Here is a 24635-nt window from a genome sequence, read left to right as displayed (position 1 = left end):
AGCGGTCCATGGCCTCTGATTTACCATAACTTTTCATTTGTTGGGCATAGGCTAAGACTAAAGAAGGGTATTTTTCTGCGGAGATATTCGCTTTTATATACTCGACAGCTTTAGAAAAGTTTTTCTGTTTGTTTGGGGACCATCTTTTCATATCAAAAGAATTATTATAGATTGAACCCATTCTGAAACTGTGCATGATTCTTCCCATAGCTTGATCAAAATAATAATCTGGCATAGGATAAGAACGCATTCCTATCAATTCGATATTATCAATATGAACCATCGATAGAATTCTATTTTCATTACCAGCCTTAACGTCTTCCATAATTTCTTTGGCTAGGTCATCATACTCTTTTGCTTTCTCCCCATTTAACCTTTCAATGCCTTCTTTATTAATACTATTGTAAACAAGTGAGGTATAAGCAATAGTATTCTCCCCCAACGATTCAAAAACTTCTACTTCACTGCTCATTAAAATTTCACCCTCCGCAGAAAAGAGTCCTTTCCCTACTCCTTTACTAGCCTCCATCACTATACCTTCTGCAACTCTGAAATAGTGTTGTCTATAACCTGCAGGAGTTGCCTGAAAACATAAATAGAGTTTAGTGTAGGCTCTCATTTCTGTTTTTGTTGGTTTAAACTCTGTATTTGAACTAAAATCTTTTAACTCACTATTAAATCGTTTTGTGACTTCTTTGGTTCTATTCAGTTTCGCTTCTCCTTTAGTCCGTTGTTTATTTAAATCATCAATTTTCTGATCTGCCTTTTTACCAGCTGCCACATATTGAGCATCAATTTCCTTAATGGCTTTTTGCTGTGCTTTGATTTGGTTATCTGCTTTCTCTACCTGATTCTTATACTTTTTTTGTTTACCCGTTGAATTTGCATTGTCAAATTGACTTTGACGCTTTTCCTTTTTTATCTGTAGATTATCAAGTTTTTCTTGATTTGTTTTTCGTGTTGCATCACTATTTTTTTGTCTATTAAGTTCACTAGTTGTCACCTCATCTATTTGTTCACCTAAAGCAGCGTTTTTTGCTTCAAGAGCTGAAGCACTTTTAGGATTTTGACCAATCCACTTAAATAGAGATTTATTTTTATTGAATGCATCTTTCAAACCTTTTGCAAAGTCGTTTAAGGTTTTGAAATTATCACCATCATTACTCACACTGTAGTTGGGCATAGTTATTTGTAAATGAAGGTATTCACCTAGATCATTGTTATTAGTACTAGACATGATGTCTTCAAAATATAGATTACCCTCAAAGCCATTGGCGGTCGTAAGTTTAGCAAACTTTTTATCACTTAAGTCCAGCTGTTTATACTTTTCCAACTGCTCATTCGAATCGATTTTTAAATAGTCTTCAATATTATCCCAAGTTTCCAGTTTATCCACCAAATAATTTTCAGAGGTATTTAACTGATAACCAAAATCAATACCTGCTAAATCGTCTACACCTAACCCTACCTGTGCCACAAAGTTTGTATTGACTTTTCTTACATACCCCTTGGAAATCTCATCATATACCTCTCCTTTTTCTGACATTACATGTTTCCAGTATTCCTTATTGATGCCCATTTCATCTAGAGTATCATCCCATCCATTTTTATGCATATACTTGTACATGTTCAGTTCTAGAAAAGCCATAAAATGTTTGATAGAAGTATAGCGACCATTAATAGCTTCAAGCAAAGAAAGGGATCGTTGTAATCCTACACTGTATCCTGCATGGGCAATGCTCTTATTTCCCACACCCATTTCTTCTCCAATACTCCAATAGGAATCAATATTTAAACCTCTGGTATCGCCGGATACTGCAGATGCACCAAATTTACCATCAAAACCTAGATAAAAGAAGGCTGAAAGCTGTGCGGTGATTGCTATTGAGCCTGACACTTCAAAATTATAGGTCCTTGTGTTGTCATCAAAATCATCTGAAAATTTACTCAGTATATCTTTGAGAGCCTTATAAGTTAGGTTTTCCCCTAAAAAATTCTTTTCAAACTTCCCTTGTTCTTTCTTAACTTTTACACCTGTATTTGTGTTCCTGTTGTAACTATAAAACAAAGTGCCGTTTCTAGGTATATAATAATCAGGCAAATACAAAATATCTCCTTCCTGAAGCTCAAAGGTACCCATACCGTTTTCATATTCTCCATTTTCGTGTACCTCATACCAAAAGTTGGCAAGTTCTAGGTCATATTGATTTATTCCAAACCGATCTACGATACCATCTATTGTATCCCCATCAAAAACCATATAACCAAAGGCCCCATCATTATCATATTGAATAAGGTATCCCTGGGCTTGTTTATGTTGTGGTTTAAAAGTTTTGTTACTTTCTTTTTCTCTTTTAATAATATCTTCTTTACTATATTCGGCATTTTCCACGCGGATTTGATCTTTCCATTCTATTGGGGCTACTCTTGGAATATAAGGCAACAACTCTTCATAAAGTCGCATGTCATGTAAAATAGTTAACAACGGGGTGCCCAAAACAAGCAGGTGTGCATCCAATTGCTGGATAGAAGCTCTATTTTGATCCAGCTTTATTAATTCTGTTTCTATCTCATCCTGATAGTTATTTATAACACCGGTATCAAATAAAATAGTGCTTGAGATTGAACTTGATTTAACGTCTTCCTCGTCTAAATTCAGCTTTTTCAAAAGCACTTTTTTTGATACTAGATACTTTTGATAGTATTCATAAATAATTGACGCCATTTTCTCATACTCTAGTTCAAGAGGGTCTGCCTGCAAATTTGGCAGTGCTTTGGACCATCTCTTTCTATAATTAGGAATATGTTCAATAATGAAATCGTCTAACTCCTCCTTATAAATGGAAGAAAATGTAGTTTTCAATTTCTCAATAGAAGGAGGATGTCCATCTACTTTTTTCAGCATCTCCAAGATTTCCCCTTCTCTGGGTCCTAGAATAGTATAAAATGCACTTTGCAGTGATTTTTCAATTGGCTCAAAAAACATCAACTTATTATCCTTACGTAGCTGTTCCAAAACAATGTTATTCATTGTCAATAGCTCTCTAATCTTTACATTGATATATTCTAAAGTCTCTTCATTCCTAAACGTTTCTTCATAAATATTTTTGCAAATTTCATGATAATTAATCGGTAGAGGTTGTTTGCTTTTATAAGTTTTATAGTCCTGATCTAATTTCTGTCCTTTCTCAATCCCTAAGTAATCAGATATTTTGAATTGTTTGTTAAAACCATAAGTAGTATACCCTCCCTTTTCATTTCCATTAGGGGAGAAAAACGTTTTTTTTGTAAAACAGGCAGTAGCTCCACCATAATATTTTATGAACTGAACACCCTCAAATTCGGCATTGAGTTGCTTATAAAACGCCATCATACCACTATTCGGCAACCTTATTTCTTCAGCTACAAAAGGATTAGTTGTTCTTAGTGGGCCGATAACACATTTTCTTGGCACATTAGAATAGATCGCATTCGATTCCAAATAGTATAATGAAAAGAACAATTCATCATCCGTTGGATATATTTCAATTTTTATCTCTAACGGAGAAGCGTTGTTAGGATCTTTTTCTTCTTGATCAAATGTGTGCTCTTTAGAACTATAGCTAGCATAATTTTTCTTTTTTTCACTACTAGTTTGCTCCTTCTCTCTGTACAATCTTTCATACATAGTTTAATTGATTTTTTTAGTAAGAATAGTTTTGCCCGTTAGTTTTATAAATAGTTAGATATCTAAGTTTGTTTATCTAAAGTTATAAAAGCTTTATTTAATGCCCAAATGTACATTTTATTCGTGTAACAATAAAGAAAATTATAAATTTCATTATAATAAGTAATACTAACTGTGAAAAAAATGAGTGAAGGAAAAGTGTTTCATATTGTGGTTCGTGTGGACGTTGTAATGCAACATCACTACAATGGTATCCATCATTTTGGATATTATACAAAAATTAAAAGTAAATTATAGAGATGTTACATTGCAACACTTTAGGGGGCTACCTTAAACCACTTTAAGAGCCACAACACGATGCATCTTCTTCCTTCATCATTCTTAATTCTTCATCCTAAAAACATCTACATTAACTCTTACTGCCACTTACAACACCCACAAAACAAAACAGAAGAGTGACAAAACCTTTCCTTTAACTTATTAATTTTCAAATACTACCTTTCTCTTATAGTTTTGAAGTGTAATCAAAGCAACTGCGTTTATTGTTCCTTGAGAAAGAGAAACCGATCATCTAAATTTTTATTCTCTTTATCAAAAAAAATTGCAGGAGTATGAGTACAAAACACTTTTCATACTCTTCTCTGAACAATAATGCTTATTTCTTATTAGATTTTTTATTTTAATGAAACGCTCAAATTTTACGCTACTCTTAACTTTTGGAATATTGCTGTTCGGTTCATGTGACAATAACAGTACTGAAGATAACTGTACAGCTTCGGTTTGGTACCAAGACAGTGACAATGATGGACTCGGTAACCCCGATGTTACACAATCTGCTTGTGAACAACCGGAAGGGTATGTAAGCAACAGCAACGATACAGACGACACCGGAGGCAGTGGCAGTTCTAACTGTGATACTCCTGCGGAAGTGGCGCAATCCACTAATTCAGAAATTGAAGCGATGCGTCAGGCGATGCTTGCTTTTAGAAATTCGCTTTCTTCATCATTGTTATCAGAAGCTTCTACTTGCTTGGATAATGAACGTTTTTATACATGGCATAACACTCCAAATTCTAATGGTACGCAAAGAGATGGTATCATATACGGAGACCTTTCGGAAGAACAATTGGACCTGTTTAAAACGGTATTAAAGTTGTTTTTAAGCGATGGAGGCTACCAAAAAGTAGATGAAATTACAATGCTTGCAGAGGGACTTCTGGAAACTGAAAATCCTACTGCTTGGAGTCCAGATTATTATTCTATTGATCTTTTTGGTGATCCTGAAAACAGTGGTTCTTGGGGTTTTCAATTGGATGGACATCACTTAGCCATCAACTTTTTAGTGCATGGTGATAATGTGAGTATGGTCCCAGCATTTTTAGGTGGAGAGCCTGCAGTTTCTTCTTTTAATGGAACTGATTTTGATATTTTCAAAGACGAAAGAGACCTTGCTCTAACACTATATAGTGGTTTGACAAGTACAGAAATTGAAGATGCTGTATCTTCTGGAAGTCATGCTATGGAAGTAGGTCCGGCTAGTACACCTGGAGACGTTGACCCCTATAGAGGAGATTATGATTACTCTGGTTTTGCGGGTACAGGCGTAAAATATACTGATATGTCCACCGCCACTCAAGCCAACCTTATTTTGGTAATGAAAGAGTATGTTTACAATATGGAAACTACTTTTGCGGATGCATGGTGGACCGATATCATGAACAATATTGACGATACTTATTTTGTTTGGATTGATGAAGTGGATCAGCCCTCAACAACTTCGCCTTTTTATTATAGAATTTACAATCCCTATGTTTGGATTGAATATAATGCTGAAAATGCACTTGGCGGAGGGGGTGCTGACTATAATCACGTCCACACGATTACGAGGATTCCCAGTAATCCTACTACCACTAATGGTGGTGATTATGGTGTTTTTGCTCAGGTTATTAATAAAGGAGGTGTTAGCACCTTGTATGAGCATTATGCTATGGCCGACCATCACCAAATGAGTGAAATGCTTTTTGATTATGAGGTGGAATTACCGCATCATAATCATCACCACCACCATCATTCACATCACACACATGTTCATTAGAATGGGTAGATAAAAATATTTTTAGTAATGGTCATTAAACAATTTTTTCACCTATAACACAGGATTCGGATAAACTAAACTTTGCACAGGTCAGATGGAAATTTCTGGCTTGTGCTTTTTTATGGGATGGCTGTATCCTCTAAACTAAATTACTGCCAGCTTTATATATTCTACTTCCAAGCTTTCCTCTTCTTCATTTTTCCATTGATGAAAAACGAAGCAAAAAATCTAGGCTGTGAAGTCAAAAGCTAAATTCCATTCCCCTCGCCTAAATGATTTTAAACTCGCTAAAGCTCAAACAAAAAAATCATTTTTAACGGCTCATTCCATAAAATTCTTAACGCTTTTCCCTTCAAAGCCGGGGGGATACTACTAAACTAAAAGGGTAGAAATACTACTGATGCAGATGTTAAGAGTAAATATTATTCTTACTTTTAAGGTGAGGGGAAATGGTTCTTGTTGTGGTAAAGTGGACGTTGCAATGCAACGTCCCTATGACGGTATCCAACATAAAAGATATGCTACCAAAAATTGAGAGTAGACTGTTGGGACGTTATATTAAAACGTCCACTAAACCACCATAAAAACAATTTCAGGACCAGTTCAGGATCCGTTTTTTCTTCATTCTTAATCCTTCATTCTTCATTCTTCATAAAGAAAATACCTCATTACTTCACCGGTTTACTAATCACAGCCTTAAAAGGTGTAGCAGGAAGGTTTACACTATTGTATAAATTTGGCTCAAAGTAGTTTTCATACGCGTAATATAACTCACCTTCTTTATATGGAATTTCGATCTTATTTTTTCCTATCAGTTTTGCTTCAACTTCTTCATAATCATTTCCTATTTTATACAGAAAACCTTTTACGTTTTCACCTGAAGTCAACACTAACTTTTTAGCTACATTATCGAAAGTTAAAATCACTTTATCGCCCTTAAAACCGACACTTTTCAAAGTTGGTCCTTTGTCGATTACTTTCTTCTTACCATAAGTGTTTTTTAAAGCTAGTAACGACAACCTTCTACCTACTTCTTGTTTGTTACGAGGATGTATATCATAATCTTGTCCTACATCAAAAGCAGTGGCCATACCTGTATTTTCAAACTTCAAACATTCTTCTTGTGCCAAGCGGAAATTTCCCCATCTACCTAAATTTCTTTTGGCTCCTTTCCTGCCTTTAAAACCAGCTAGTTGTACAAAATAATAAGGCATTTCTGGATTTTGGAATACACTTCTCATCATTGTAATGTACTCCCCAAACATATCAATATATCTTTCAGGATGCCAAGCATTTGTTTCCCCTTGATACCAAATTGCACCTCTTACTTGAAAAGGGACTAACGGATGAACCATTGCATTATAGCTCATTGCTGTCATTACATTTTCTGGATAAAAAGGAGGCTTTCCTTCTGGATTTTCATCCCATTTGGCTTTTTTCTCATTATATGCCTTTAAGAAATTTCCAGTATATGTTTTTATGAATTCTGCTTGCTTCGATTTTTCACCTGTCTCTTTATCCATAAAAGCAGTAATACTTGCACCACCGTAAGAGATATCAATCAAACCAATAGCAACCCCTTTTAATTCTTTATGTAATTCCCTTCCAAAGAAATAACCAACGGCTGTTTTCATTTGAATGCTCTTTGGAGTACACACTTCCCACTTTACATTTTTAATTTCATCTTGGGGTTCATGTGTTCCTTTTAATGGAGAAACAAAGAAACGGATATTAGGGTAATCAGCATTTGCAATTTCTTCTTCTTTGTTATTGGAATCTCTTACAAACCAACGCATGTTCGATTGCCCTGCACAAAACCACACTTCACCCAGCATCACATTGTTCAAGATTACAACACCATCTCCTTCCACTTTAAGTTGGTAAGGACCACCATATTTCATTGCTGGTAAGACAGCCATCCATTTTCCATTTTCATCTACTTTGACTGTAGTAGTAGATTTTCCTAATGAAATAAATAATGTAGCAGATGGTTTTGCTTTACCCCAGACTTTAATTTCTTTTTCTGCCTGAAGTACCATATCATCTGTAAAAATTGAACTCAACTTCACTTGTGCCTGCAAAGACAAAAAGGGAAGGAAGAGTACTACTAAAAAGTATAATTTTTTCATCTCTTTAAAATTGTAATTTGTATTGTTTGAAAATGATTGTTTGTAAATAAAAAGTAGTCACCATCATAATATTCAATTCCAAGCTAGTTTTTTTAGAGTGAAGAATAAAAGACGCAGGTAGCACCTCTTCATTCTTCACTTTAATTTTTTATGCTACTTTGAGTCGCCTGACAACAAGAAGAATGCCTCAGCCCAGCTTGCATGATCTCCCCCATTATTACCATCTTCTTGCTCCACAATTAATGTCAATTCACTTTTTGTTGCCACATCAATCAATAACTGTTCAGGTACTTGTATTTTACTTTTGATAGGCCCACTATTATAAACCTCAAGACCGTCTACTAAAATACTCATACTCAATATACCATTGTGTGAATCATTGGCGCCTGGAGTGACCACAAAGGCTTTGTAGTTATCCTCAATTGGAAACTTGATTTTAGAATCTGAATGTACGCCCAAACCCCTGTCATATTGCGTACCTTTTATACTGATTTTCTCTCCTACAATAGATTGATTTTCCATTACTCTCCAATAAGAATCTGTGGATGAAGCCATGTCTTTTGTAATATAAATGCGTTCTCCTTTCAATAAAACAGAGGCAGGCGACTTCTTAGTAAGATGTGTTGCAGTGGGTACATTCACCTCTGCCTTTGCTTCTTTTTTTACATAATCATCCTTCACTTCCACGCTTTCATCTACTATAAAGAAAGGGTCCAGCCAATTGGCATGATCACCACCTTTTGAACCCAAATCACTCACCAAAAGTGTCAACGTTTTTGCTCCTTGCAAATCAATATCAAAAGGTTTTGGTTCTTGAGCATCAGACTTTATTTCTCCAGAATTATAAACTTCTTTGCCATCTAGCAAAACCCTCATTTGAAGATAACCATGATGTGATTCTGATGCGGCGGCTGTAGCATAAAAGTGTTTGTAACCTTCCTCAATTTTATAAGTGATTCTTGAAGGAGCATGCACTCCCAAACCTCTGTCAAAAGCTTTTCCTTGTAAAGTTAAAGGCTCTCCAGTAACATCTGAATTGTCATTTACTCTCCAATATGAATCCACTTCTGACGCATTTTTTGAGGTTAAATACATACGTTTTCCTTTAATTTCTTTGGCTTCCAATGCTTTTTCTCCTTCGGCTTTTACGTCCTCAATAGATTTCTTTTCCCATGAAGTATTGGAGAAAAGTACCTTTGTAATATCAGCGCCTGCTTTGGGAACTATCTGTACTTTGGTAGCTTTAGACCATTGTCCCAGAGGTTGATTATTATGTATATTCAAAACCTGATCAGCACTGATTTCCATCTGCTGCCAATCATTAGAAGCTGTTATTTCTAAGTTGTATTCAAAACGGTCATTTACTTTCAGAAGCAAACTTTGAGGTTGCGTACAATAGAATAAGAAATTGAAGTTAGCACCTTGAGGGGCAACATACCTTGGGTCAGAGAAACTTTCATTAGTTATTCCTCTTCGGTTGAAAGGCCTTAAGGCCATAATTCCACCTGCACCTTCCACCGGTGCTGTATTTGACCATAACTCACTTCCAAGATCGTTAGAAGGTTCATCCGTCGCTATTGCATTCCCTAACTCTGAAGGCACTTTCGCTTCGAAATCACCTGAGATAACAATATTCCCTTCATAATAAACATTGGCATAGGCAAAAACATAATCATCAACGTTCATTACAGGCAATGAAGCCACCCAGCTATTTCCTTCTCTCTTGACCTCCGTATCTCTCCAAACTCTTGTGTAGCTTACCGGATTTTTCAAAGCATAATACACCTTCACCTCTTTCACTTTATCAATGTTAGCAGGTGTGATTTTATAACTTGGAATTCCTTTAGCATCCAATGTGATTCCAGAAACTGGACGTTGTGGCCAAAAGTGTTTTGTACCAATGACATGTTTTTCCAACCATACTTTCGCATCATCACCTAACTTCTCCGTATTATGATGTCCTCGAGCTTGCAAAGCAAAATCCCAAGGTACATTTTTAGAGAAAGATTTAAAGATATGCTCACTTCTTTCATGTCCGCCATGATGATCATTTGTACCGCTCAACCATAATGCTGGCACTTTTATATAAGGAGCGTAAGACTGAGGTGCAATACATGATAAATATAATTTTTCACCTGGATCCTGAGCAGACTCTTTATAAGGCTTATTGTATAACCAAACTTGCTTACTTCTCCAGTATTCCAGATAACCAATACCAAAATACGCTACGAAAGCTTTGATCCTCTTGTCCATACCCAAGTTCCACATCAGTGTACCGCCGTAAGAGTAACCTTTTGCTCCCACTTTTTTAGTATCAACCTCTTTTTGCTTCATCAAATAACTCAATGCTCTGCGTTGCAACACATACCATAAGTAATCATCCGTTTGCTTAGGGTCTGTGACATATGAACCATCAGGTAGTTTATTTTTGATTCTATAGCCTTCCTTCTTATCAATATTTCCATACTTCAAGGACTCAGGATATTTTGTATAATGAGGTCTTTCTCCTGTTTTACCACAGTAATCATGTGCCAGAACTGCCCAACCGTCCTTTACATACTTCATATCAATATTGGGTTTGGACATCCATCCATGAACATCCAAAAGTGCAGGTGCATTTTTTACTCCTTCCTTTACGGCATATTTACAATACACTCTCACCTCCTCCCCGTTTACATAAGCAGAGATATAAGAATCTTTGTAATAAATGCCTTCTATTACTTCTTCCTTTATGATTTCCTCTTTGAAATCTCCTTTATCAGGATCGAAATCCTTCCACAGCTCCACGGGCGTCAACTGTGCATAACCGTTACTCCCTATCATCAGGAGCAATACAGTCATTATATTTAAAAAATATTTCATTTCGATGGTATTATTAATTTACAATATCTTGAAATTTCACTTCCGATGAAAGTGTCATTCCATTTTCGTCAGTAATGAATAAATAAGCGGCTGTCGCATTTTTTGAAATTTCACCACTTACTTTTTTCCCATTTACATTAGCAGTCGCCGATTTCCATTTTCTTTCCTCCCATTTTCCACTGTCTTCTGTATAGAAAACTGTTGCTTTTACAGGTTTCGTACTCTTCACAATTGCTGAAATAGTACCTTTACCCAGATTCATAACTGTTTTCTGAACGCTCATAATCGGCTTATTATTGATCACGGCATCCGCAAAAAAATACGATTCTTTCACTTTCCATGCTGGAGGGTGACCATGCCCTAATTGATCTTCAATATATAAGTAAGAATCAGACTTAGGAGCTTTGTATGATGCTACACTCCCAGGAATTGGGAAGTGATGATCATTCGATCCATTAATAAAAAGCATTGGCATATTGGCCAAGGGTAAATACTTCTGACCTTCAAAATTATTCAATAAGTTATCTCTATAGGCTTGGTTTCCATTCTTAAAATGTTGTCCCATTGCACCATCCGTACCGTTCAAAAAGCCACATCCGTAAATTGGAATTGCGAAGCAAAATCTTTGGTCTACACCTGCCACAGTACTTGTGAGCATACCACCCCAACTTACGCCTGTCACGCCTACCTGATCTTTATTAACATCTTCCAGACTTCTGACAAATGAGTTGGCAAGAATCACCTGAGCTACCGCATGATAATACCACTGTTCTTTTAGTGGTTTATCATTGTCATGAAAAACGCCATACCTTGAAGGCCCTGATCCTTCAAAACCTTTTCTATCTTTATGATGCTCTGACGGTAAATGTCCTTCTAAATCCATAGAAAGTGCCACGTATCCTTTTTCGTTCCAAATTCTCACCCATTTTGCAATAGCCGTACCACCACCACCGTGTACTAATACTACGGCAGGATATCCATCCTTAGGCTTCTCTGATTTTGGATAACCATAATAAGCATATACTTTAGTAGGTTTTCCATTATAGTCAACACTACTATAGAAAATACTTTTCAATCCTGCCTCTTGCTTCAAATTGGTCTCTTCAACTTTCGGTGCTTGTTCTAAAAAATCCAAATCCCAAATTGAAGCATCATTTTGACTAAATGCAACAAATGGTATGAGTATAAAAAATGTGATTAACCTTTTCATATCTAAAAAAATCCTATTCCAATTATAACTATTAAGTACTAGGACAGAAGAAAAGGGATGATTTTAGGTTAATATTTTTCATCCTAATCGAGGCAGATTTGCAGAGCATAGCCTTAGTTACGCGATAAAAATCTAACGAAGAGTAGGATAAAAAAGATAAGATAAAATGTCCGTTTACTTTTGTCCTGGTACTTACCTTTTAAGTGTACACAAGTATCTTATTATTTTCTTTAATGAGATGCTATTTAGGTTTCTTTTCTTTGTTCAATTCTATCAAAGAAGGAAAATGAGGTATGAGTTAAGAGGGAAGAGTTAAGAGAAATGGTTCTTGTTGTGGTCAATTAAGTGGTTTTTATGATGGTTTTTTAGCCACATGGTACAGGTTCTTAATTCTTCCCTCTTAACTCTTAACTCTTAACTCTTAACTCAAACTATTTCAATGAGGTACTTGCTTCTTCTGCTAACGTCACTTCAACTGCAAATCCGATTTGATTGTCTTTATTTTTTGGTAAAGTGATCAAAAGTCCTTCTGCTGTTTGTTTCCACTTTAGCTTTTTAGCATAACCTAAAAGACTAACTTCTTCGATTTTCTCTCCTTTAAAGCTTTTGATTAAGGCTGTCTTTCCTCTCTCCATAGCAATTGCATATACCTTATTTTCTTTAGCAGTAAACCAGAAATCAGTAGTCGCAAATTGCTCCTTAAAGCCATACCCTTTTTCAGTTGGAGCATCTTCACTTTCCTGATTGATTTTCCATTTATGAGTGCCGTATATCGCTTTGCCATTTACAGAAGTCCACTTCCCTAAAGCCTTCAAGTTTTCTACATTTTGTGCAGGGATAGAACCATCTCCTTTCGGGCCAATGTTCAACATATAATTTCCTCCCCTTGAAGCAATTGCTGTCAGCCAGTAAATCAATTCGTAAGGGGACTTCCAATCGTTATCGTATTCCTTATAACCCCATGAGTGATTAAAAGTACCTACTGTTTCCCATGGTTTCCCTTCCATTTCTTCTACTGAAGGGATCTTGTTATCACCAGGGATTTTATAATCTCCTAATCCATGCCCTACTCTATCCGTCACAATCACATTTGGATTGATATCATACACCGCTTTATAGAATTGGAAACTTTGATATTTTGTAAGGAAATGTGCGAAATCATACCACATAAACTTGATATTCGGGAACCTTGTCAGCAATTCTCTTACTTGTGGGAAAGCTTTGTTATACAAGTAATCATCAAAAGTATTTGGTGATGGATCCCAAAGGTTGGCACCCATTGTTCTTCTTTTTTCTCCTTTGAAATCTGCCGGTTCTGGCCAAACTTCACCTGTATAATCCAAATAATTTTTGATGTTACAGTCGTTGGCATCATTCCAATCAATATTATGAGAGTAGTATACCCCAAAGTCGATTTCATGTCTTTGGCAAGCGTCGTATAACTCTTGGATAATATCTCTTTTGAAAGGTGTGGAAGCGATATCAAAAGTACTGTGCTTTGAATCGAAAAGTGCGAAACCATCATGGTGTTTTGAAGTAATCACCAAGTATTTCATTCCAGCATTTTTCAACAATAATACATACTCATCTGCATCAAATTTTACGGGATTAAATTGATCGACTAATTGAGAATATTCTTCTCTTGAGATTCTTGCTCTCGCTTGAATCCATTCTGCCACTCCTGGATCAGGACTTTTGATATCATCAATTTTCTGTCCCTTGTACATTCCGCCAAGGATAGAATACAATCCCCAATGGATAAACATTCCAAATTTGTCTTCATTGAAATGTGCTATAGCCTCCTTTTTAGATTGATTCATCTGCTCCCAGGTTTGGGCTTGCGTTTGGAATACTGCTAAAAATGCTAGTAGTGTAAATAATTTCTTTTTCATTATGTATCAATATTTTGAAAATGGTTTTTATAGTGGTTCGGTGGGCAGTCACATAGGACTGCTATTAACCGTGATTCTACAATCAGTAGCAGAAATTTTGGACTGCAATGATTTTATGATCAGCGGGCAGTCACATAGGACTGCCCCTACAGGGATGATACCAATGTTACTTCTATTGCGTAACCGATTTGACTGTCTTTATTTTTAGGCAATACAATGGATAAACCTTCTGCTGTTTGTTTCCATTTTAGCTTTTTGGAATGCCCTAATAATTTCACCTCTTTGATTTCTTCTCCTGCAAAACTTTTAATCAAAGCCTCTTTTCCTCTTTCGAGGGCAATTGCATAGACTTTATTTCCTTTGGTTGTGAACCAGAAGTCAGATGTCGTGAAATTAGAAGTAAAACCGTGAGTGGCTCTATGTCCTGTCCCCAACATTTTCTGAGTATCTTCTCCTTCTCTACTCACTTTCCATTGTTTTGTACCATAAATCGCTTTGCCATTTACACTCATCCACTTTCCAATTTCTTTTAGGTTTTTGACACTTTCCTCAGGAATAGAACCATCTCCTTTTGGACCAATGTTCAACATATAATTTCCTCCTCTGCTTGCAATTGCTGTGATCCAGTAAATCAATTCATAAGGAGATTTAAAATCTTTGTCGTATTCTTTATAACCCCATGAGTTATTGAAAGTCCCTACTGTTTCCCAGTGCTTTCCACCCATGTCTTCAGGGTTTGGAATCTTATTATCTCCGGGTATATTGAAGTCGCCTAAATCATGCCCTACTCTATCCGTCACAATCACATTTGGATTTAACTTATACACCAATTGATAAAACTTGAAACTCTGGTCTTTTGACAAAAAGTGAGCAAAATCGTACCACATAAATTTCATATTTGGGAACATCTCCAACAGCTCTTTCACTTGAGGATAAGCCTTATTGACTAGATATTCATCAAAAGTATTGGGGCTAGGATCCCAAAGGTTGGCTCCCATTGGTCTTCTTTTCTTTCCTTTAAAATCAGCAGGTTCAGGCCAAACTTCACCGGTCACATCACAGTAGGTTTTGATATTACAATCATGTGCATCATTCCAATCAATATTATGAGAATAGTACACCCCAAAATCAACACCTTGACGCTGGCAAGCCTCATACAATTCCTTTACTAAGTTCCTTTTACTTGGTGTAGATCCCATATCAAAATCACTGACTTTTGAGTCCCAAAGTGCAAAGCCATCATGATGTTTAGAGGTAATTACCACATATTTCATCCCTGCCTCTTTAATTAAAGCAACGTATTCATTTGCGTTAAACTTTACGGGATCAAACTGCTTCATTAATTGTTGGTATTCTACTCTAGGTATTCTCGCTCTTGCCTGAACCCAGCAAGCATCATTGGGTTCAGGGCTAACGATATCGTCTATCTTTTGTCCTTTATACATTCCTCCCCATAAGGAGTAAATCCCCCAATGTATAAATAGTCCAAACTTATCTTCATTAAAATGCTTTATTGCTTCTTTCTTGGTGCTGTTCATCTGCTCCCAAGTCTGCGCCTGCACACTAGACACAATACAGATCAATAACAGAAATATAATTTCTCGTTTAATACATTTCATACTACTATTCTCTCTTTAAAAAATTGATTGATAATTTTCCTTTATCGTAGAAGGCAATTATCATTTTAGTCACACTAAGATGCCTATCTTAAAAAAGAGAAGATGTTCTTTAGCTTTCAAAGTGTTGTTCTTATCTTCTCTTATAGCTTTATAGCGTTCGATTACAATTGTTTCAGGTGTTTTGATAAATTGATATCTTGTTTTCTGTTTTGAGATTTTTTAATACTGTATAAGCGTTTACTTAGCTGTTTTTTTGTGATATTTATTGTAAGACATTGTAAACTAAATTTACGGATAATTATATTGTTTAGAAATCAGGAGATTTCTGATGATCTATAAGATACAAATGACACTTACGCTTAACATTCGCGCCAGTGGACTTTCTACTCAATTCGTTTGGTAGTGCTTCCCCGGCCTTGAAGGGAAAAACGTTAAGAATTTCATGTATTGAGCCGTTAAAAATGATTTTCTTGTTTGAGCAGAGCGAGTTTAAAATCATTTAGGTGAGAGGAATGGAATTTAGCTTTTGACTTCTAAGCCTAGATTTTTTGCTTCGTTTTTCATCAATGGAAAAATGAAGAAGAAAGATGCTTGAAAGTAGATCCTCAAAAGCTTGTAGAAATATAGATTGAAAGTTGACGGTACTTTAGTCAATGCAGTAACTATTAGAACAGAAGGAAACTATTTAAATCATGAATAAACTTATCTTCCTATACTCACTCATCCTTCTATCATTTCTTCAAAGCACAAGCTATGGAACCCCTCAATTTCCAGATTATTTAATCTATCAAGAAGATACATTTGCTATACATTGCAATCCATTAGAAAGTTATTTTGAAGGAAAAGAAAGACCTGAATTTGAGTTTTTATCCACAGCATGCTGGAGAGGTTATATTGCTTTTTGGGAGATAATTGATGACAAATTGTATCTTATCAAACTGGAAAATGAACTTGGTGATCAATTAGACTTATCTTTTTTTCCTGATTGGAGTTATAATGATATAATTCATGCAGATTGGGTAAGCTATTCCATATTGGCTCCTTATGGTAAAAAATTGAATTATGATTACAACAGTTATTCAACGGTCTGTGAGTACGAAAAGGAATTTTTCTTTAAAGAAGGGGTAGTGTTGGAGGTAAAAGACTATGATAATTCGAAATCAAAAAGAAGTAAATACACTACTCAGCTTAAATTATTGTATCAATTCTTTGATGAAAATATAGATTACAACAATATTAATTTGGCTGTATTTGATTCAGTTTCCAAAATAAAGATTTATGTAAGGGTCACTGATGTTTCAGAGGAGGGAAAGGTCAAAGAAGTGGAAATTCTTCGAGGGGCTGATTCACTCATCAACCTTGAAGCCATAAGAGTACTTAAATCGATTCCTGAGTGGGATGTGATCTATCAAAGAGGAAAGGCCATTCCTCCAAATTATGTTTATCCTATTCTTTTCAAGAAGCAATAGGATAAACATCATCAACTAACCTACTCCTTCACCAGTGTATACATTTCACTTGCCGCCAATAAATAAGCCCCAACACCAAAATCAGCTGTTGAATTTTCATCCACTTGCTGTCCTGGTATAGCACGCTCTCCGATGGGTTGGATATATCCCACTTTCCCGTTTTCGTTGAGTGCAACAGTTGTCAAATATTGCCATGACTTAGAGATTACGGGTGTATATTCTTTCTCATCGAGCAGACCATTATTAATTCCCCATAAAAAACCGTAAGTAAAAAATGCGGTGCCACTTGTTTCAGGGCCTGGGGCATGATTAGGGTCTAAAATACTTCGTGTCCAGTAACCGTCCTCTTGTTGTGCCATCTTTAAAGTAACGGCCATTTTCTGATAAATCATTTCAAAATAAGCCTTGTGTTCCCAATCTGCAGGTACATCTTGAAGCACTTTTGCTAAACCGGCAAAAACCCAACCGTCACCTCTAGCCCAAAAGTCTTTTTCCCCATTGACAGATTTATGTTTTGGGAAAACATACCTAGCATCTCTAAAGAAAAGTCCTGTTTCATTATCATACATTATGTTTTTAGAATAAGAAAAATATACAAAAAGCTTATCGAGATAGAGTCGATCTCCTGTCAATTGGTATAGCTTTGTCATCACAGGCATTACCATATACAAACCATCTGCCCACCACCAATAATCATTTCTATTGGTAGACATTTCATACTGCATTACCTCTTTGGCTCTCGCTACCATTTCGGGTGATTTCTGTTCAGATAAATTGTATAAATCAATATAAGTTTGAAAGCAAATTTGCCAGTCTCCAAAAAGTACGAAATCATCCGTTTCTCCATATTTGTATTTCCACTCAGATGGATTATTAGATTGGGCTCCCTGCCATTTATTATACTCAGCCCAAGCCAATGAGTAATCACGGTAAGCTTCTTTTTGGGTGACTGCATAAGCCGCCATATTTCCTGTATGATAGGCGGCATGATCCCAAAAGGATCTCTTCTGTGGTTTATGATTTTCTTGCCAATAATCATTTACTTTGAGGATAATGTTTTTCACCTCACTTGGCTCTGCAATTTTTTGTTTTGTCGAACATTGTACAAAACCTACAAGCATTACAATTCCTAATACACATTGAAAAATAGAGTGCTTCATCTTATTATTTATTAATTTCTTATAGAGCATGTTTGCAACATGTCATAGACAGTTTAGTTCACATTTTCATTATATACAGGAGTGTCTCCTTTAAACTCCTTATTATAAAATTCACCAACAACTCGAGCTTTATAATTCATGTAGGTTGTATATCTCCCATAAAACCACAGTACCACCCTATCTTTTTTCTTCTTTATACCCTTAGGAACATATGGTCTGAGATTATCCTGCTTTGAATTTTCTGTAATTGCTCTCCATTTCCATGAAGCTCCATGATCTTTGGTTGTTGCCGTATATATCTCATAACGAACACCTTCCTCACCTGTAATGGGATTCTTATTGGAAGCCATAAAGATTTGATTTGTATTATAAGGGTTAATTGTGATAATACCAGTGTAGTCATCTTCACCTTTATACAATCCTTTTCCAGCATCAGCAACAAGATGATTCGTCCATTGCTTACCATTCCATTTTGCGTAGTGATAAGTAATAGTATTGATATCCAATTGCTTAGAGTAACTTACTACCGGATGCCCTTTCCCATCATAATTGATATTGTGCGTCCATGCTCTTGCAGTGGTTCCGTCAGCTCCATATTGATAGATTTTATGGACTGTTGCAACATCAATAGGTTTCCCCTCAAATACATCCTTAAGACTGCAAATGAATGTTCCATCCGTTTGGAAAATGCTACCTTGAGAGCCATCAGCATTCGTTTTATAATAACAGTGATATAAACTATTGTTGGCTTTTCTTGGATGCCCATCAGTAAAGAAAAAATCAATTCTGTCTTTATTGTTAGAAGTGTATTTTACATAAGGACGTACACTTCCATCTCCATTTTTAAAAAGTATAAAATCTTTGCCTTCTCGCAGTGGAACGCCCTCTTTATCATAAGTCTTTACGTTGGGATTAAAATTATTCGTACGCATAAAGTTATAAATCCTACCATCCTCTTCACTTAATTGGTAAGCATTGTTGTAGGTAGCTCCTTTATGATCAGAATTGTTGGTTGTAATTTGCGTTATTTCCTCTCCCCAGTCAGTTGCTTCGCTTGGTTCATTGACAAGTGAAGTTCTAAAATAGTTTTCTTTTGGACCAATGTGTTTACTATAAAAAACCATGACCTTACCATCAGCTCGCATCAGAATAGATGCATTATTGTGGTCATCTTTTTGATGCCATGTACTCAGTTCAACTTCACTTCCAATAGTTTTTCCTGTTGAAATAGCATTTACAGACAAAGCTGTTTTACCATTACTTTTCACGTAGGAAGTATATAATTTACCGTCTTTGTAAGTGGCACGTTCATCATTGTACCAAGTCCATGCTCCGTCATTGGCAATAATAAAATCAAACCCTTTTTGGGTATCATGCTGAGCAAAAACAGTAGTGCCACTGTAAATTGCAATTAAGATTAATAGTGTGTTTCTTAGCTTCATTATATTTTTTTTAAAATGATATTCTAAAAATCGCTACACCACTTTTCTTTATGCTTCAAAAACGTGCTTTTGTATCTATAAATAAATGCTCTTACTCATTATCAGCATATTAAATCACAAAACATGCTATTAATTATTGACCTCTTTATAATTTGATTGGTATTCCAAAGGGCTTAAACCTGTCACTTTTCGGAAGACAGTACTAAAATAATTCGGGTTATTATACCCTACATGATAAGCTGTTTCACTGACCGTATTATTTTTTAATAGCTGTTGGGAAGCTTCAATTCTCAACTTGGTTTGATATTGTAAAATAGTAACTCCCATTTCCTTTTTAAACTCTCTCATCAGATGTGCCTTGCTTACCCCTGCCATCTTTGCAATTTCATCCATGCTCACATCTTCCATAAAATTATCTTGAAGGTAATCCATTACGCTTTTCACTGCTAATGCATTTTTTTGAGAGGGGTTCTCTGAAATAATCTCAGACAATTCTAAAGCTTCATTAAAAATGATGGCATTGACCTGACCAGTATCTTTACTTTTCTGAATTGCATTAGTACGTTCTAAATTCCTTTGTACTAAAGCTTCTGTATCTCCACCTGCTTCAATAGTTTTGTCCGTGATACTATTCAAGATTTCTCTGATTCGCATTTTATATACTTCAAGATTTCCATCAGAAACTTCCTCCAAGTCTTCTAGTAAGAATCTCATTTTTTGGGTGGTCTTATCAGGGTCAGATTGAATCATAAAAAAAAGCTCTTCTTTCAATAACCCCACTTTTCCTTTCATGTCTTTTATGTCGAGTACTACAGCCCAAATCCACATCAATCCTACGGGAATCGATGCTAGGTAATACAATCCAATAAATTGAGGTTCGGCTCCAACGCCTATCACCAATGTCAACCCAAATAAAAAGCCCCCGGATAGAAAAAGTAATAATTTTAATCGGCGTTTCTCCAACATTTCTCTAATAATCAGAAAAGCACAAGGCAATACTAATTGTAAAATAGCTCCTAAAATTTGAATCCTATGTGCCCATTTCACACCATTGATTTGGAAAGAAAAACTACTGGAATCAAAGAACCATTTTAATGTCCCGTAATCATAAAGAAGCATATACGTCACTCCCAAAAAGAGGCCAATGGAATAAGGGATAAAATATAAAGCTTTTGAGGGCTGTATACCATACTGTTTTGTGGCAGCAACAAGTAATGAAGGAAGTCCTATCCCCAACAGAAGCAACATACGGGTATACAAGATGATAATTGCGTCTTCTTCGGAACAATACACCCATGACATCCGCCCCAATAAAAACACTACAAAGGAGATGAGAAAAAGGTTGTACAATCTGTAATCTGCCGCTATTCTTTTTCGGACAATAGTGAAATATAAAAGTATTGTAAAAAAGAGCTGTGCTGATATGATTGGTGCTAATACAAATTCGAATAGTTCTTGATTGAATTCCAAAGCTAAAGTGTTTATCAAAGGTTGTTGAAGATTGATTTTTATTGAAAATACTTCTTCTACATTTCCTTTAAAGAATCAATTGATGGAAATCATGCCATGGTACAATTCCCCCCCTAAATAACCTTGATTTTTTCTTTCGTTTTATAAATAAAAAGTAAGGCCTACTAAGCATATTCTAAATAAACATAGCAGGCCTTATATATACATGATCACACTCTTACTTCAATTGAAGATCAGTAGAAGTTGGAATCTCATATTCCACTACCACTGCAGCATTTTGTGTACGATGTGCATCATCAAGAAAATCAGATTTCCACTTTGCCCATACTTTCCATCTATCACCTGCTGGTGAGTTTTCCGCAGTCAATATCTTTTTGTCATTATTGTAAGTAAACCCTTCCATTGTCACATTTTCGACAGTAACACTATAGGTCTCTGCATGATTGTTTACAGCACTAATGGATGGCCCTGTCAAGAATTTGTTATCAGGCCATAACTTTAAATCATTATAATATTCCTCTGGCACAAAATGAATAGACTGATTTTTTACCTGAGCATTTTTGCCAAAAATAGCATGAATGTTCGTCACCTTAGAATCGTTTGAGAAATGACCCGGTGTTTGATCTGGTGCATCATGTTTTACTCCTGCTTGTCCAATATTCACAGCGTAGGTACTACTTTTACTCACTATTCCATCCACCACTACTTTTCCATTTTTAGCTGAGTGAGGTCCCATCATTAAAGCACTTCTACCGTTTTCATTGTAAATATTTTTTCCTGTAATATTAAAAACGCCTACATGAGGATTATTCGCCCCAGTTTCCAATCGCAACGTAACACCACCTAGTGAATAGAGGTTTTCGAAATGAACTCCATCAGCACCATGTATCTGTACTAATCCATAGCCAGGGCTTGCATTAAAGTGTCTACAGTCACGCACCGTCCCTCTAGTAGCTCGTGAAACCTCCCACGACTTCGTATCCTCAACAGTAAACTTTTTATGTGCTTTTATTGGACTGATAACCATTCCACAATAAGTAGAAAAATTGTCTTTCACATCCATATCCTGTACCAAAAAGTTTTTGACCATACTAATAATAATCGCTCTACAGCCTTCTCCTTTTTTACGTATACGGTTGCTATAATCGACTACAAATCGTCCCTTTAAACCTCTTATACTTACATTTTCTATATAAGCGGAAGGATTTTTAGCACTGAATTTTGATGTAAAATTAAATAAACTTGCCTTTGTTCCTTCAGGCCAATAGGGTCTTAATATTGTCCCTTCCTCAACTAAAATATGGATATTGGACTTAAGGTATACATCTCCGAAAAGGTATTCTCCTTTGGGAATAACCAAATTACCACCACCCAAGTTTGCTAATGCATCAACGGCATCTTGCACAGACTGACTCTGATTTAAATCGGATTTATTTGACTTTACACCAAAATCTTTCACTAGGTTTTTGGTTAAACCTTTAGGCTTCATCGTTTCGGTATATTGTGCATGAACACTATATACAGATAAAAATGCGAACAGTAATAAAATAACTTTTTTCATACTTCTATTTTCTTGTCCATAACGAATGGAACATTCTTAAATTAATCATCAAATCATTTCAATAACAAGGTTTATTTATATAAGTAATCTTAAAAAATTGATTGATGATTCTAATTGATATCGCAAATTATTAGATATACTGTTCTTAGTTGTAGCTATGGGTAACATTTACGTATTGGGAGGTCCTTTGTAAATCAACTTTACAGGTTCATTTGTGACTAAACTGTACTTGTGGGTACTTTCTCTCTGTAAATCAGTACAAAAACACCTCAGATTATTCAGTATTTAGCCACATTTTTTATATTGCAAAGTACTAAGCCAAAAATAAATGATAACTAATTCTTAATTTTTTTTTGTGAGTACGACGCTAAAAAACGTATCAATAGTGGTTCTATTTAGCGTTTTTTGAAGGAAGTAATCGAAAAAAATAATATAAATTAGTGTTATATAATTTTGTCTTAGTACTTATACCTTAAAAACTAACGGTTTACCAAAATGTGCACATCAGATGCCAAAATGTTTAAGCCGAAAAGACCCAATACCCACGACCTTTGTAAGGTAATAATTCTAATCACCTAAATAGTAATCATCATGGCTAATCAATTTGGTAAAAAAGGATGGACTCCAGAAAGAATCAATAACTTGGAAGATAAAACGTATTTGATCACCGGAGGAAATGGAGGGGCAGGTTTTGAAGCAACAAGAATCCTTCTGAGTAAGGGAGCTGAAGTTGTGATGCTAAACCGTAGTGCTACTAAATCTGAGAAAGCAGTTGAAGATCTAAAAGTGATGTTTGGTGCTGATGCTAAAATCTCATATATAGAGATGGATTTGGCCAATTTAGCTTCTGTTCGTAAAGCAGCGGAAGAAGTAAATAAAACGGTTCCAAAAATTGATGTATTGATCTGCAATGCGGCAGTAGCTCAAGTAGCCAAGCAAGAATTTACAGTAGATGGGTTCGAAAGTCAATTGGGCACCAATCACTACGGTCACTTTCTATTAAATAATTTGTTGTTCGATAAAATTGAGCAATCAAATGGTAGAATTGTAGTAGTGGCAAGTGAAGGATACAAAATGGGAATCAAAACCATTCAATTTGATGACATGAACTGGGATAAAAACTATGAAGCAAATGCGGTTTACTCCCAAAGTAAGCTTGCACAAATGATGTTTGCCTATGAATTGCAAGATCATATTAAAAATGCAAACAAAAATGTTAGTGTGTATGTTTGCCATCCTGGTGCATCAAAAACATCTTTGATTAAAAAAGATGCTCCACTGATCACAAGAATCTCATGGGCAATATTAGCAGCATCTCCTTTGGTGCAATCTGCAGAAAAAGGGGCGTACCCTGAGCTGATGTGCGCTACTGAAGAGGGCTTAAAACAAAACGCTTTTTACGGCCCAACAGGCATGAACTACTGGACTGGTCCGGTTGGAGAATGTAAATTAGAGCCTCATGCAGTAGATAAAGAGGTGATGAGTAAATTATGGACTTTGTCTGAAAAAGAGACAAATTGCAAATGGAATTTTTAATTATATATAAGATATGGACATTTTAAAAGCAGCAACAGATTGGGGAAGAGCTGAAGCTTTTTCAATATCATTTTTCATCCTTTTCGGAATCGTTTTTATTGTTACAGGATTAGGCTTTTGGCAATTAGGGAAAACTGAATTTGCTAGAGCATTTATCTATCCGGTCTCTATTGCAGGAATTTTTCTCTTAGTCTCAGGACTTGGTTTATTCTTCTCTAATAAAGCCCGAGTGGGTGGTTTTGAGTCTGCCTATCAACAAGACTCCACTGCTTTTGTGGCCTCAGAAATCGAGAGAGTAGACAAAACTATTGCCACTTATCAAACGGCTGCTTTTAAAGTTTTCCCTGCTATTGCAATCATTGGTGCATTATTAATCATGTTTATGCAAAAGCCAGTATGGCAAGCAACCGGGGTGGCAGTAGTTGTTACAATGATGGTCTTTATGGTGATTGATAGTAATGCCAAGGCTAGACTGGAAGATTACAAAGTAGAATTGGATGCATTTGCTTCAAATCAAAAGTAA

The 24635-nt window shown here is 35.8% G+C and carries 14 protein-coding genes; 4 read left to right on the top strand and 10 right to left on the bottom strand.

Annotated features, from left to right (window positions below; all coding sequences use genetic code 11):
- A partial coding sequence (locus HHU12_RS22415; RefSeq protein ID WP_169658974.1) for a hypothetical protein occupies positions 1-3667 on the bottom strand: 3667 nt, incomplete at its 3' end.
- A 682-nt stretch (positions 3668-4349) separates the two neighbouring features.
- Here HHU12_RS22415 and HHU12_RS22410 point away from each other — a divergent pair.
- A complete protein-coding gene (locus HHU12_RS22410; RefSeq protein ID WP_169658973.1) occupies positions 4350-5762 on the top strand; it encodes a DUF3500 domain-containing protein in 1413 nt (470 codons plus the stop codon).
- Between the two features lie 668 nt (positions 5763-6430).
- Here the strand turns inward: HHU12_RS22410 and HHU12_RS22405 are convergent.
- The 5 genes from HHU12_RS22405 to HHU12_RS22385 all read right to left on the bottom strand — a co-directional run bounded on the left by HHU12_RS22405 (position 6431) and on the right by HHU12_RS22385 (position 15474).
- The gene (locus HHU12_RS22405) at positions 6431-7891 is read right to left on the bottom strand and encodes a sialate O-acetylesterase (RefSeq protein ID WP_169658972.1); all 1461 of its coding nucleotides are present in this window, start codon (positions 7889-7891) and stop codon (positions 6431-6433) included.
- Between the two features lie 153 nt (positions 7892-8044).
- The gene (locus HHU12_RS22400; protein ID WP_169658971.1) at positions 8045-10753 is read right to left on the bottom strand and encodes an NPCBM/NEW2 domain-containing protein; all 2709 of its coding nucleotides are present in this window, start codon (positions 10751-10753) and stop codon (positions 8045-8047) included.
- 13 nt (positions 10754-10766) lie between these two features.
- Positions 10767-11963, bottom strand: coding sequence for an acetylxylan esterase (locus HHU12_RS22395; protein WP_169658970.1), 1197 nt, complete (start codon positions 11961-11963; stop codon positions 10767-10769).
- A 431-nt stretch (positions 11964-12394) separates the two neighbouring features.
- A complete protein-coding gene (locus HHU12_RS22390) occupies positions 12395-13855 on the bottom strand; it encodes an alpha-L-fucosidase (RefSeq protein ID WP_169658969.1) in 1461 nt (486 codons plus the stop codon).
- 146 nt (positions 13856-14001) lie between these two features.
- Positions 14002-15474: an alpha-L-fucosidase gene (locus HHU12_RS22385; protein WP_169658968.1), complete on the bottom strand. Its 1473-nt coding sequence runs from the start codon at positions 15472-15474 to the stop codon at positions 14002-14004.
- A gap of 692 nt (positions 15475-16166) precedes the next feature.
- Between HHU12_RS22385 and HHU12_RS22380 the strand changes: the two genes are divergently transcribed.
- Positions 16167-16943 carry a hypothetical protein gene (locus tag HHU12_RS22380; RefSeq protein WP_169658967.1) on the top strand — a complete coding sequence of 259 codons (777 nt, stop codon included), beginning with the start codon at positions 16167-16169 and terminating at the stop codon, positions 16941-16943.
- Positions 16944-16963: 20 nt separating this feature from the next.
- On the opposite strand, the gene HHU12_RS22375 is transcribed toward HHU12_RS22380, so the two are convergent.
- From HHU12_RS22375 to HHU12_RS22360, 4 genes are all read right to left on the bottom strand, one after another.
- Positions 16964-18103: a glycoside hydrolase family 88/105 protein gene (locus HHU12_RS22375; RefSeq protein ID WP_169658966.1), complete on the bottom strand. Its 1140-nt coding sequence runs from the start codon at positions 18101-18103 to the stop codon at positions 16964-16966.
- Between the two features lie 53 nt (positions 18104-18156).
- Positions 18157-19545, bottom strand: coding sequence for a BNR-4 repeat-containing protein (locus tag HHU12_RS22370; protein WP_169658965.1), 1389 nt, complete (start codon positions 19543-19545; stop codon positions 18157-18159).
- Between the two features lie 129 nt (positions 19546-19674).
- Positions 19675-21033 (bottom strand): helix-turn-helix transcriptional regulator, encoded by a 1359-nt coding sequence (locus HHU12_RS22365; protein ID WP_169658964.1) that lies wholly within the window; start codon positions 21031-21033, stop codon positions 19675-19677.
- A 199-nt stretch (positions 21034-21232) separates the two neighbouring features.
- Complete coding sequence (locus HHU12_RS22360) at positions 21233-22576, bottom strand: glycoside hydrolase family protein (protein WP_169658963.1); 1344 nt, start codon at positions 22574-22576, stop codon at positions 21233-21235.
- A gap of 591 nt (positions 22577-23167) precedes the next feature.
- On the opposite strand from HHU12_RS22360, the gene HHU12_RS22355 reads away from it, so the two are divergent.
- Entirely contained in the window at positions 23168-24112 is a 945-nt protein-coding gene (locus HHU12_RS22355; RefSeq protein ID WP_205959966.1) for an SDR family oxidoreductase, read from the top strand.
- 13 nt (positions 24113-24125) lie between these two features.
- Positions 24126-24635 (top strand): hypothetical protein, encoded by a 510-nt coding sequence (locus tag HHU12_RS22350; RefSeq protein ID WP_169658962.1) that lies wholly within the window; start codon positions 24126-24128, stop codon positions 24633-24635.

Origin of the sequence: Flammeovirga aprica JL-4, assembly GCF_012844305.1 — a bacterium.
Classification (GTDB): Bacteria; Bacteroidota; Bacteroidia; order Cytophagales; family Flammeovirgaceae; genus Flammeovirga; species Flammeovirga aprica.
This window is presented reverse-complemented; position numbering and strand designations above follow the sequence as displayed.

Coding starts and splice junctions, on each gene's coding strand:
- HHU12_RS22410 (WP_169658973.1), top strand. CDS start 4,350: ATGAAACGCTCAAATTTTACGCTACTCTTAACTTTTGGAATATTGCTG.
- HHU12_RS22405 (WP_169658972.1), bottom strand. CDS start 7,891: ATGAAAAAATTATACTTTTTAGTAGTACTCTTCCTTCCCTTTTTGTCT.
- HHU12_RS22400 (WP_169658971.1), bottom strand. CDS start 10,753: ATGAAATATTTTTTAAATATAATGACTGTATTGCTCCTGATGATAGGG.
- HHU12_RS22395 (WP_169658970.1), bottom strand. CDS start 11,963: ATGAAAAGGTTAATCACATTTTTTATACTCATACCATTTGTTGCATTT.
- HHU12_RS22390 (WP_169658969.1), bottom strand. CDS start 13,855: ATGAAAAAGAAATTATTTACACTACTAGCATTTTTAGCAGTATTCCAA.
- HHU12_RS22385 (WP_169658968.1), bottom strand. CDS start 15,474: ATGAAATGTATTAAACGAGAAATTATATTTCTGTTATTGATCTGTATT.
- HHU12_RS22380 (WP_169658967.1), top strand. CDS start 16,167: ATGAATAAACTTATCTTCCTATACTCACTCATCCTTCTATCATTTCTT.
- HHU12_RS22375 (WP_169658966.1), bottom strand. CDS start 18,103: ATGAAGCACTCTATTTTTCAATGTGTATTAGGAATTGTAATGCTTGTA.
- HHU12_RS22370 (WP_169658965.1), bottom strand. CDS start 19,545: ATGAAGCTAAGAAACACACTATTAATCTTAATTGCAATTTACAGTGGC.
- HHU12_RS22360 (WP_169658963.1), bottom strand. CDS start 22,576: ATGAAAAAAGTTATTTTATTACTGTTCGCATTTTTATCTGTATATAGT.
- HHU12_RS22355 (WP_205959966.1), top strand. CDS start 23,168: ATGGCTAATCAATTTGGTAAAAAAGGATGGACTCCAGAAAGAATCAAT.
- HHU12_RS22350 (WP_169658962.1), top strand. CDS start 24,126: ATGGACATTTTAAAAGCAGCAACAGATTGGGGAAGAGCTGAAGCTTTT.